General features: G+C 74.2%; 10 protein-coding genes and 1 pseudogene. 6 read left to right on the forward strand and 5 right to left on the reverse strand.

From position 1 onward, the window contains the following. Positions 1 to 2,483, forward strand: a 2,483-nt coding sequence (locus KCH_RS01170) for an FAD-binding and (Fe-S)-binding domain-containing protein (protein WP_035858206.1), incomplete at its 5' end; no start/stop codon positions are given. On the opposite strand, the gene KCH_RS01175 is transcribed toward KCH_RS01170, so the two are convergent. Further along, positions 2,468 to 3,466, reverse strand: a complete 999-nt coding sequence (locus tag KCH_RS01175; protein ID WP_035858208.1) for a Gfo/Idh/MocA family protein — start codon at positions 3,464 to 3,466, stop codon at positions 2,468 to 2,470. The two genes, KCH_RS01170 and KCH_RS01175, sit on opposite strands and share 16 nt — an antisense overlap. Positions 3,467 to 3,624: 158 nt before the next feature. Here KCH_RS01175 and KCH_RS01180 point away from each other — a divergent pair, with 158 nt between their 5' ends. Then, on the forward strand, positions 3,625 to 4,185 hold the full coding sequence (locus KCH_RS01180; RefSeq protein WP_244305074.1) for a hypothetical protein: 561 nt from the start codon (positions 3,625 to 3,627) through the stop codon (positions 4,183 to 4,185). Beyond that, positions 4,173 to 4,478: an SCP2 sterol-binding domain-containing protein gene (locus tag KCH_RS43710; RefSeq protein WP_244305076.1), complete on the forward strand. Its 306-nt coding sequence runs from the start codon at positions 4,173 to 4,175 to the stop codon at positions 4,476 to 4,478. Before KCH_RS01180 ends, KCH_RS43710 begins: the two co-directional genes overlap by 13 nt. A 157-nt stretch (positions 4,479 to 4,635) precedes the next feature. Here KCH_RS43710 and KCH_RS01185 read toward each other — a convergent pair whose 3' ends face one another. Continuing rightward, positions 4,636 to 5,745, reverse strand: a complete 1,110-nt coding sequence (locus KCH_RS01185) for a PP2C family protein-serine/threonine phosphatase (RefSeq protein ID WP_341865328.1) — start codon at positions 5,743 to 5,745, stop codon at positions 4,636 to 4,638. A 98-nt stretch (positions 5,746 to 5,843) separates the two neighbouring features. Here KCH_RS01185 and KCH_RS01190 point away from each other — a divergent pair, with 98 nt between their 5' ends. After that, on the forward strand, positions 5,844 to 6,329 hold the full coding sequence (locus KCH_RS01190) for a PaaI family thioesterase (RefSeq protein ID WP_084223083.1): 486 nt from the start codon (positions 5,844 to 5,846) through the stop codon (positions 6,327 to 6,329). Between the two features lie 134 nt (positions 6,330 to 6,463). Then, the gene (locus tag KCH_RS01195; protein WP_051652601.1) at positions 6,464 to 7,357 is read left to right on the forward strand and encodes an SGNH/GDSL hydrolase family protein; all 894 of its coding nucleotides are present in this window, start codon (positions 6,464 to 6,466) and stop codon (positions 7,355 to 7,357) included. Between the two features lie 123 nt (positions 7,358 to 7,480). Here the strand turns inward: KCH_RS01195 and KCH_RS01200 are convergent, their stop codons facing one another. Together KCH_RS01200 and KCH_RS01205 are read right to left on the reverse strand one after the other, a co-directional pair. After that, positions 7,481 to 7,903, reverse strand: coding sequence for a CBS domain-containing protein (locus tag KCH_RS01200; protein ID WP_035858210.1), 423 nt, complete (start codon positions 7,901 to 7,903; stop codon positions 7,481 to 7,483). 134 nt (positions 7,904 to 8,037) lie between these two features. Continuing rightward, positions 8,038 to 8,967 carry a slipin family protein gene (locus tag KCH_RS01205; RefSeq protein ID WP_084223085.1) on the reverse strand — a complete coding sequence of 310 codons (930 nt, stop codon included), beginning with the start codon at positions 8,965 to 8,967 and terminating at the stop codon, positions 8,038 to 8,040. A 173-nt stretch (positions 8,968 to 9,140) separates the two neighbouring features. Here KCH_RS01205 and KCH_RS38935 point away from each other — a divergent pair. After that, positions 9,141 to 9,897, forward strand: a pseudogene (locus KCH_RS38935) (uracil-DNA glycosylase). A gap of 7 nt (positions 9,898 to 9,904) precedes the next feature. Here KCH_RS38935 and KCH_RS01215 read toward each other — a convergent pair. Further along, positions 9,905 to 10,405, reverse strand: a 501-nt coding sequence (locus KCH_RS01215; RefSeq protein ID WP_035858214.1) for an FAD-dependent monooxygenase, incomplete at its 5' end; no start/stop codon positions are given.

Consider the following 10,405-nt stretch of genomic DNA (forward strand, 5'->3'; position numbering starts at 1 on the left):
GGTGCACGCTCGGCGGGATGATCGGCAACGACGCCTGCGGCTCGCACTCGCTCGCCTGGGGCCGGACCTCCGACAACCTGCACAGCCTCGACCTGCTGCTCGCCGACGGCACCGAACTGACCGTCAGCGGCCCGCTGCCGCCCGCCGAGCGGGCCGCCCTGGCCGCCGCCCCGGGCCGACTCGGCCGCCTGCACCGGGAGTTGCAGGCGCTCGCCGCCGACAACCTGGCCCTGCTGCGCCGCGCCATGCCGGTGCTCCCGCGCCGCGGCTCGGGCTACCCGCTGGACGCGCTGCTGCCCGAGCGCGGCCACGACCTGGTCCGGGCCGTCACCGGCACTGAGGGAACGTGCGCCCTGCTGCTCGGCGCGACCGTCCGGCTGGTGCCCGAACCGCCGTACCGGGCACTGCTGGTGGCGGGCTACCCGGACGAGACGGCGGCTGCCGACGCGGTGCCCGCCCTGCTGCCGCTCGGGCCGCTGACCTGCGAGGGGATGGCCGCCGACCTGGTCGCCGCGCTGCTCGCCGCCGGCCCGCGCCCGCCGGTGCTGGACCGGCTGCCGGCCGGCGCCTGCTGGCTGTTCCTGGAGACCGGCGGCGACACCGCGGCCGAGGCCGCCGACCGGGCCCGCCAACTCGCCGACGCGGTACGGCGCGAGCGCACCGCGACGGCCGCGCTGGTCACCGACCCGGGCGAGCAGCGCGCGCTGTGGTCGATCCGGGAGGCCGGCGCCGGCATCGTCACCCGCCTGCCGCCCGGCCCGGACGGCACGCCCGGCGGCGCGGCCTGGCCGGGCTGGGAGGACTCGGCCGTCCCGGTCGAGCAACTCGGCTCGTACCTGCGCCGGTTGCGGGCCCTGCTGAAACGGCACGGCCTGCGCGGGGTGCCGTACGGGCACTTCGGCGAGGGCTGCGTGCACCTGCGGCTGGACTTCCCGCTGCGCGAACGGCCGGAGGCGATGCGGGAGTTCCTGACCGAGGCGGCGGATCTCGCGGTGGCGCACGGCGGTTCGCTGTCCGGCGAGCACGGCGACGGGCAGGCCCGGGCCGAGCTGCTGCCCCGAATGTTCCCGCCGCAGGTGATCGACCTGTTCGCCCGCTTCAAGCGGATCTGGGATCCGGACGGCCTGCTCAATCCCGGCCTGCTGGTCGACCCGCGCCCGCTGGACGCCGATCTCCGCTTCGCCGGACGGGAGTTGCCGCTCACCCTGGCCTATCCGCAGGACGGCGGCAGCCTGCTGAACGCGGTGCACCGCTGCGTGGGCGTCGGCAAGTGCGTGGACACCGCGAGCGGGCTGATGTGCCCGAGCTACCTGGTGACGCAGGAGGAGCGGCACTCCACCCGCGGCCGGGCCCGGCTGCTCGGCGAGATGCTGCGCGGCGAACTGGTCACCGACGGCTGGCGCTCACCGGAGGTCCGGGAGGCGCTCGACCTCTGCCTGGGCTGCAAGGGCTGCGCGAGCGACTGCCCGGTGCAGGTGGACATGGCCACCTACCGGTCCGAATTCCTGTACCACCACTACCGGTTCAGGCCCCGACCGGCCGCCCACTGGTCACTCGGACTACTGCCGCTCTGGCTGCGCCTGGCCCACCTCGCGCCCCGCGCCGCCAACGCCGTGCTGCGCGGCCGGCTCACCGGCGCGGCACTCAAACGGCTGGGCGGCATCGACCCCCGACGGGCCCTCCCCGCCCTCCCGGAGCGCCGGTTCACCGCCTGGTTCCGCGACCACCGGGCCGCGCACCCCGCCGACCCGGCCGCCCCGGCGGTCCTGCTCTGGCCCGACTCGATGTCCGAACTGCTGTACCCCGCACCGGCGGTGGCCGCCGTCCAGGTCCTGGAGCGGCTCGGCTTCCGGGTCGAGCTGCCCTCCGGCCTGGTGTGCTGCGGGCTGACGCTGGTTGCCAGCGGCCAACTCGGCGCGGCCCGCCGGGTGATCCGCCGCACCCTGCGCCGGCTGCCGCCGGACCTGCCGGTGGTCGGGCTGGAGCCCTCCTGCACCGCCACGCTGCGCGGCGACTGGCCCAAGCTCCTCGGCGGCGAACCCGAACTCCCGTCCCGGGTCCGCACCTTGGCAGAGTTCCTGGACGAACGGGAGGTCGCCCTGCCGACCCTCGGCGGGGCGGCGATGACCCAGGTGCACTGTCACCAGCACGCCGTCCTGGGAACCGCAGCCGACCAGCGCCTGACCGCGCGGCTCGGCCTGACGAACCGTCAACTTGACGCCGGTTGCTGCGGATTGGCCGGGGCGTTCGGCTTCGAGCGCGGCCACTACGAGGTGTCGGTGGCCCTCGCCGAACGCGCCCTGCTGCCCGCCGTCCGGGCCGCCGAACCCGACACCCTGCTGCTCGCCGACGGCCTCAGCTGCCGCACCCAGCTCACCCAACTGGAGCCGTCCGCCCGGCCCTTGCACCTCGCCGAGGTCCTGCTCCGGGCCTTCGAGCGGCCGGAGCAGGACACCCGCCGGGCGCCTCACTCGCCGGGGTAGCGCACCCCGATCCGCTGCCGCACCGCGTCCAGGGTGCGCATCACGGCGAGCGTGGCGTCCAGCGGGACGAGCGCGGACTCGGTCTCGCCGGCCCGCAGGCAGCGCATCACCTCGGCCGCCTCCCGGCCGTAGCCGTGGCCGTCGACGACCGGGCCGCGGAAGGTCTCCGGCTCGCGGCCCTCGCGGTGCAGGGTGAAGCCGGCCGGGTGGAAGAAGTCCCGCTCGATCTCGATCCGGCCCGACTCGCCCTGGATCGAGGCGCGTTGACCGCACTGCACCTCCAGCGAGCAGGACAGCAGCGCGGTCGCCCCGCTGCCGTACCCGAGCAGCACACCGGTGTGCGCGTCCACGCCGCGCTCGGTCAGCCGGGCCGTCGCCTGCACGGACTCCGGCTCGCCGAGCAGCAGTTGGGCGAACGCGACGGGGTACACGCCGAGGTCCAGCAGCGCGCCGCCGCCGGCCGCCGGATCCCACAGCCGGTGCTCCGGGTCGGTGGGCCCGACGAAACCGAACTCGGCCTGCACGGACCGTACTTCACCGATCGCACCGTCACCGATCAGCTCGACGATCCGGCGCACGGACGGGTCCAGGTAGGTCCACATGGCCTCCATCAGGAAGACCTCGCGCTTGCGGGAGAGCGCGACCAACTCGGCGCTCTCGGCGGCGTTCAGCGTGAACGGCTTCTCGCACAGCACCGCCTTCCCCGCCTCCAGCAGCAGCTTCGCCGCGGCATGGTGCGCCGAGTGCGGCGTGGCCACGTACACCACGTCCACCTCGGGATCGGCCGCCAACTCCTGCCAACTGCCGTACGCGCGCGGGATGCCGTGCCGCTCGGCGAACGCCTGGGCAGACTCCTCCCGACGGGACGCCACCGCGAAGGCCTGCGCGCCCGGCACGGCGGCCAGGTCCTCGACGAAGGAGGTGGCGATGCCGCCGGTGGCAAGGATGCCCCAGCGGATCGGACGGTCGGTGATCGGCTGCATGCTGGTCCTTCGGAACGGTGGGGCGTGGGAGCCGGGCCAGCCTATCCACGCCCCGCCCGCGCCGGTCCGGCAGTCCACCGCGACGTGCCCTTCCCCCGCGCCCTACCAGGCGGTAACCTTCCGGTCCCGCTCACCCACCCCCACCGGGAGCAGCCGCCATGGCCGAGCACCACGATCCCTCCGCCGAACACCGGCGGACCCGCGCCGCGCTCGCCTCCACCGCCGAACGCCTGGTCCATCTCCTGCAATCCACCCGCGAGTCCGGCGCCCGCCCGGTCCTGCCCGGCTGGTCGGTGGCCGACGTCGGCGCCCACGTGGCGGCCGTGTTCCTGGCCTACTGCTCCTCGGTGTCGAGCGAGGACACGGTGGACTGGGACGAACTGCTGCCCACCGCCGACCTGCCCTTCGGCCCGCGGATGGCCGTCGTGAACGGCCGCGCCGTGACCATGCTCGGCAGGCAACTCGACGGCGACGCGGCCGGGTTCGTCGCCGCCCGGACCGCCCGCTTCCTCCGGGCCACCGCGGACCTCGCCCCCGAGACCCCCGTCGCCACCCCCTGGTACGGGCCCGGCCGGCCCTCACCGTCGCGGCTGCGACCGGCCTGCTGCTCAGCGAATGCCTGGTGCACGGCCGGGACATCGCCCGCGCCACCCGCACGCCCTGGCGGATCCCGCCGGAGCACGCAGCGCTCGTCCTCGGGCAGGCCATGCCGATCATGATGCCGCTGGCCCTCGACCGCGCCGCCGCCCGCGACGTCGACCTCGTCCTCGACCTGACCGTCCGCCGCGGCCCCCGCCTCTTCCTCACCTTCCGCGACGCCGCCCTGACCGTCACCCGCGACACCCCGCCCCGCACCCCCGACTGCCGCGTCTCCGCCGACCCCGTCGCTTTCCTCCTCGTCGCCTTCCACCGCACCCCCCAATGGCTCGCCATCGCCCGCGGCCACCTCCGCGCCACCGGCCGCCGCCCCTGGCTGGCCACCCGCCTCACCCACCTCATCCCGTCCCCGTAACACCCCAGCCCCGGGGCCCCCGCCGCATCCTCTGAACGCCCCACCAGCACAGCGCAGCGCCCCCTCACCCCTCCCCGACCACGCCCCCCACCAGCACAGCGCAGCGCCCTCTCACCCCTCCCCGACCTCGCCCCCCACCAGCACAGCGCAGCGCCCCTCACCCGTCCCGCACCACCGCAATCAACGCCGCGTCGTCCATCAACCGCCCGCCCACGTGGCCCAGCAGGTCGTGGCGGAGGCGGTCGAGGAAGTCCTCCGGGGTGGGGGCCGGGGTGAGCTGGGTGGCGCGGGTCGGGAGGGGGTAGAAGGTCGCCTCGTGGTTGCGGGCCTCGGTGACGCCGTCGGTGTAGAGCAGCAGCGTGCTGCCGGGCGGGAACGCGAACTCCTCGGTCTGGCGCGCCGCCGGGGCGAGCTCGCCCATGCCCAGCGGCGGTCCGGCCCGGCGAACGGGCAGCAGCCGCACCCTCTCGGGGGTGACCAGCAACGGCGGCGGATGCCCGCAGTCGGCGAGCCTGATCACGGCCCGGTCGTCCGGCAGGTCGAGCACGATCGCGGTGACGAAGTTCTCCCTGATCTCCTGCCCGCTGTCCGCGAGTTCGGCGAGGTGGCGCTGGTAGGACGCCTCCAGCGCGTCGGCCAGCCGTGCCGGGTCCTCGTGCCGGTGCGCGATCTCGCGGAAGGCCGCGAGCAGCGCCGCCGCGTCCCCGACCGCCCCGAGCCCCTTGCCGCGGACGTCCCCGATCAGCAGCCGGGTGGCCCGACCGACCCGCACCGCCGCGTACAGATCGCCGCCGACGTGCGCTTCGTCGGCGGCGGCCAGGTAGCGGGTGGCGAGTCGCAGCGGCCCGGCCCGGTCCGGCAGCGGGCGCATCAGGACGCGTTGCACGGCGTCGGAGACGCTGCGGACCCGGGTGAGTTCGAGTCCGTGCCGTTCGCGCACCCGGCAGTACGCGACCACGACGGCGGTGACGAGGGCGAGCGCGACGATCTGCGCCTGGTGGTTGGCGGTGAACAGGCCGCCGTGCAGGGCGGCGATGACGGTCTGGGCGATCAGCGCGAGCACGCCGACCAGGACGGTCAGGCGGGTGCCGGCGAACGACGGGGTGATCGCGGGCGCGACGACCAGCAGCGGGCCGAGGTGGATGGTCGGGGAGATCAGGATGTCGATGACGGAGATCAGCACGATCAGGCCGAGCGGCAGCAGCACCATCAGGTGTCCGGTGCGCCACTCGCTCCGCAGTCCCGCCAGACTCCGCCGCACGTCCACCCCACCACCATGCCTCGCGGCGCTCCCGCCCACGACCCGGTGAACGCTGTGCGCTCGGGATATGGCGCTGCGTCACGGGCCACCCCTACGATCACGCCATGACGACGCCCTCGCCCGCAGCCCCCGACACGACCGCGACCACCCCGCCCGAGGAGGCCGCCGCCAAGCGCCCGCTGGAACTCGCCGAGGGCGACCGGATCCTGGCCGACCGCTTCGCGCCGTGGGTGCAGGCGCTGGGGCTCTCGGTGGTGGAGACCGGGCCGCGGCACGCGGTGCTGCGACTGCCCTGGTCGGACCAACTGGCCCGGGACGGCGGCGGGCTGTCCGGGCAGGCCATGATGGCGGCGGCCGACACGGCGACGGTGATCGCGGTCTCCTCCGCGCTGGGCGGCTTCGGGCCGATGACGACCGTCCAGCAGTCGATCACCTTCCAGCGGGCGGCGCGTGACACCGACCTGCTGGTGACGGCGCGACTGACCAAGCTGGGCCGCCGGATCGCCTTCGCCGACATCACGCTGACCGCACCGGACGCGCCGGATGACCCGGTCGCGCACGCCACCACCGTCTACGCCTTCCCGGGCTGACTCTCCCCGTGGGCTTCCTGGGCCGGCTTCCCCGGTCCGCCACTGCCCGGTGCACACCCCTGTTCCTGGGGGCGTACCGGGCAGTAGCCTCCCCTGGTCCGTGCGATCCCGATCATTCGCCGCCTGGAGGCTCCATGCGCCCGATCCCCCGCCGCCGCTCGCTCGTTGCGGCCGCTCTCGCCGCTCTGACGCTGACCGGCGCGGCGGCCGTTCCCGCGTCGGCGGCGCCGGGCGGGCAGCACCGCACCGCGTACTACCTGGCGGTCGGCGACTCGCTGGCGGCCGGCTACCAGTCGACGCCGACCGGCGGCCACATCGTGGGCCGCGGTTACGCGCAGGACCTGGCGGCGACGCTGGGCGAGCGCGCGGCGCGCGACCACCGCCCGTTCGAGTTCACCGACCTGGGCTGCCCGGGCGAGACCACCGGCACCATGGCGAACGGCGGCTGCCCGTACCCGCACTCCTTCGGCGGCTCCCAACTGGAGGCGGCGGTGGCCTACTTGAAGGCGCACTGGAAGGACGAGGTGCTGGTGACGATCGACATCGGCGCCAACGACGTGCAGCGCTGCGCGGCGGGCGGCTCGCTGGACCTGCCGTGCGCGATGAACGGCATCGAACAGGTCCGCACCGGCCTGGACCGCATCCTCGGCGAACTCCAGCAGGCGGCCGGCCCGCACACCCGGATCGTCGGCATGAACCTGTACGACCCGTTCCTGGCGGCCTGGATGACGGGCGATCAGGGCAAGGCGATGGCGACCGCCTCGGTGCCGCTGGCCGGCGCGCTCAACTCGGTGATCGAGACGGTGGACGCGCGCCACCGCGTCCCGACCGCCGACGTGGCGGGCGCGTTCGACACCACGTCCTTCGCCCCGCTGGTACCGCTGGGCGGCCAGCAGGTGCCGCTGAACGTGGCCCGGATCATGCAGTGGACCAACATGGCGCGCGGCGACATCCACGCCAACGACGCCGGCTACCAGGTGATCGCGGACCAGTTCCTGGCGAAGCTGCCCAAGCAGTACCTGCACTGACCCGCGGGCACCGCGCCGCCGCGACCGTCGCACCGCCGATCCGGGCTCACGCCAAGGGGGTTGGTGCGGCGGTCGTGGTCCGTGCCCCGGCCTGTACGGCGGTCGCGGTCCGTGCCGTGGCCGTCAGCGGGCGGTGACCGCGGTGACGAACTCCGCCAGGCGTTCCTGCGGGAGGTGCCGGGCGATGTCGGCCTCGCTGATCATCCCGACCAGCTTGTGGTCGGGGTGGTTGATCACCGGCAGGCGGCGCACCCGCTGGTGCTCCATCACTTCGAGCACCAGGTCGGCGTCCTCGTCCTCCTCGATGATCGTCGGCCGTCCGGCGGCGAGTTCGAGGCACTTGACGGTGCTGGGGTCGCGTCCGTCGGCGACGCACTTCAGCACGATGTCCCGGTCGGTGACGATGCCCAGCAGCTTCTGGTTCTCGCCGCAGATCGGCAGTGCGCCGACGTCGCGTTCGCGCATGATCCGGGCGGCGTCGGCGAGGGTCTGCTCGCCGGTGACGCACTCCGCTCCCGGGTGCATGATCTCTTTCGCGGTGGTCATGGCCGGACCTCCCGAGCCTGGTGTCCACTGGCCGTCTTCGTCCTCTGGCCTCTTCCATGCTGGCCCGGCCACCGGGACGGCCGCCACCGCTGGCCGCACCGGTCGGCCGACCGCCACTCCGGCCACCCGGCCGGTCACGCCGCGTGTCGCGGGGCGACGTCCAACGGGTGTTTCGGGAGGCCGAGTTCGGCGGCCGCGGCGACCTGCGGCAGCTCCAGCTGCTCGACGTTTGGCGAGTCCTCCGCACCCTCCTCGGCCTCGGCGAGCTGGGCCGCGACCTCGGTGGCCTCGACGGCCTGCGCGGCGTTGCGTTCGGTGGAGCTCTCCAGGAAGCGCAGCAGCTCGACCGGGAACGGCAGCACCAGCGTGGAGTTCTTCTCGGCGGCGACCTCCACCACGGTCTGCAGCAGCCGCAGTTGCAGCGCGGCCGGGGTCGCGGCCATCACCTTCGCGGCCTCGGACAGCCGCGCGGACGCCTGGAACTCGCCGTCCGCGGTGATGATCCGGGCCCGCCGCTCCCGGTCCGCCTCGGCCTGCCGGGCCATCGAGCGCTTCATCGACTCGGGCAGTGCCACGTCCTTGATCTCCACCCGGTCGATCTGGATGCCCCAGCCCAACGCCGGGCTGTCCAGCATCAGTTCGAGGCCCTGGTTGATCGGCTCGCGGTTGGCCAGCAGGTCGTCCAGTTCGCTCTTGCCGATGATCGACCGCAAGGAGGTCTGGGCGACCTGCGACATGGCGAAGGAGTAGTCCTGCACGTTGACGATCGCCTTCACCGGGTCGACCACCTTGAAGTACACCACCGCGTCCACCCGGACGGTCACGTTGTCCCGGGTGATGCCCTCCTGGGCGGGGATCGGCATCGTGATGATCTGCACGTTCACCCGCCGCAGCCGGTCGGCGACCGGCACGATCCGCACCAGCCCGGGCGCCCGGACCTCGTCCAGCACCCGGCCGAACCGGAACACCACCCCGAGTTGGTACTGCTGCACCATGCGCACGCTCAGCCCGGCGTACACCGCCAGCACCAACAGCAGCACGATCACCACGTCGACCACGATCATCGCCGTCACCTCGACCCGTACGGGACGCAGACCTGTACTTCTACGCTACTCCGCACCCGGCCCCACCCGGCCGCCTCCGCCGCCGCCGCCCCAATGGGAAACCGCTTTCCCGCCCGTCGACGACCTACCGACGAACCGCCGACTCCCCGTTCCGCGCCCGTAGGATCGGGGCCATGGACCTGCCCGCCGCGGAACAGCCCTCCGAACTGGTCGAACGCGTGCACGGCCTGGCCGAGCTGGACGAACTGGTGGTCGGCTGCCGGGCCTGCCCGCGGCTGGTCGCCTGGCGCGAGGAGGCGGCCCGGGTCAAGCGCCGGGCGTTCCAGGACCAGGACTACTGGGCGCGGCCGATCCCCGGCTTCGGGCCGACCGACGCCCGGCTGGTGCTGGTCGGCCTCGCCCCCGCCGCGCACGGCGGGAACCGCACCGGCCGGATCTTCACCGGCGACCCGTCCGGCGACCTCCTCTACGCCTCGCTGCACCGCCTGGGCCTGGCCTCCCAGCCCCACTCCACCTGGCGCGACGACGGCCTCGAACTCCACGGCGTCCGGATCACCGACCCGGTCCGCTGCGCACCGCCGGAGAACAAGCCCACCAACGCCGAACGCGACACCTGCCGCCCCTGGATCGTCCGCGAGTTCGAGTACCTGCGCCCGACCGTCCGCGCCGTCGTCGCGCTCGGCGGCTTCGCCTGGCAGGCCGTCCTCCCCGCCCTCGCCGCCGCCGGCTGGCAAGTCCCCCGCCCCCGCCCGGTCTTCGGCCACGGCGCCCACGCCGTCCTCCCCGCCACCGACGACCGGCCCCCCGCTCCACCTCTACGGCTGCTTCCACGTCAGCCCCCGCAACACCTACACCGGCCGCCTCACCCCCACCATGGTCGACACCCTCCTCCACACCGCCGCCACCACCGCCGGCCTGAACCCGACCTGACGCCCCGTCAGCCCCTGCGCCTACGCCGCACGAGCGCACGAGACACTGGGTACGGACCGCACCGGGCGGAGTCCAGGGTGGGGTGCCGGTGCAGGGCGGCGGCGAGCGAGGCGGCGTCCTCCATGGCGAGTTTGGTGCCGGAGCCGGTGGAGAAGTGCACGGTGTGCGCGGCGTCGCCGAACAGCACGAGGTTGCCTTCCCGCCAGCGGGTGTTGGTGACGGTGTGGAAGGACGACCAGTGCGCGGCGGCCCGGCCGAACAGGCGGTGCCCGTCCAGGACGTGCGCGAAGAGCCGCTCGCAGGCGGCGACGGGCGCCTGCCGGTCGAGGCCCGCGGCCCGCCACACCTCCTCGCGCATCTCGACGACGAAGGTGCTGGCGTCCGCGCTGTAGGGGTAGGCGTGGAGCTGCATCACGCCGTGCTCGGTGCGGACGATGTCGAAGCGGAAGGCGAACGCGTCCTCGGGGGCGTTCCGCTCCCAGACCGTGATCTCGGCCGCCGGGGCGCG

Origin of the sequence: Kitasatospora cheerisanensis KCTC 2395 (genome assembly GCF_000696185.1) — a bacterium.
GTDB lineage: Bacteria > Actinomycetota > Actinomycetes > Streptomycetales > Streptomycetaceae > Kitasatospora > Kitasatospora cheerisanensis.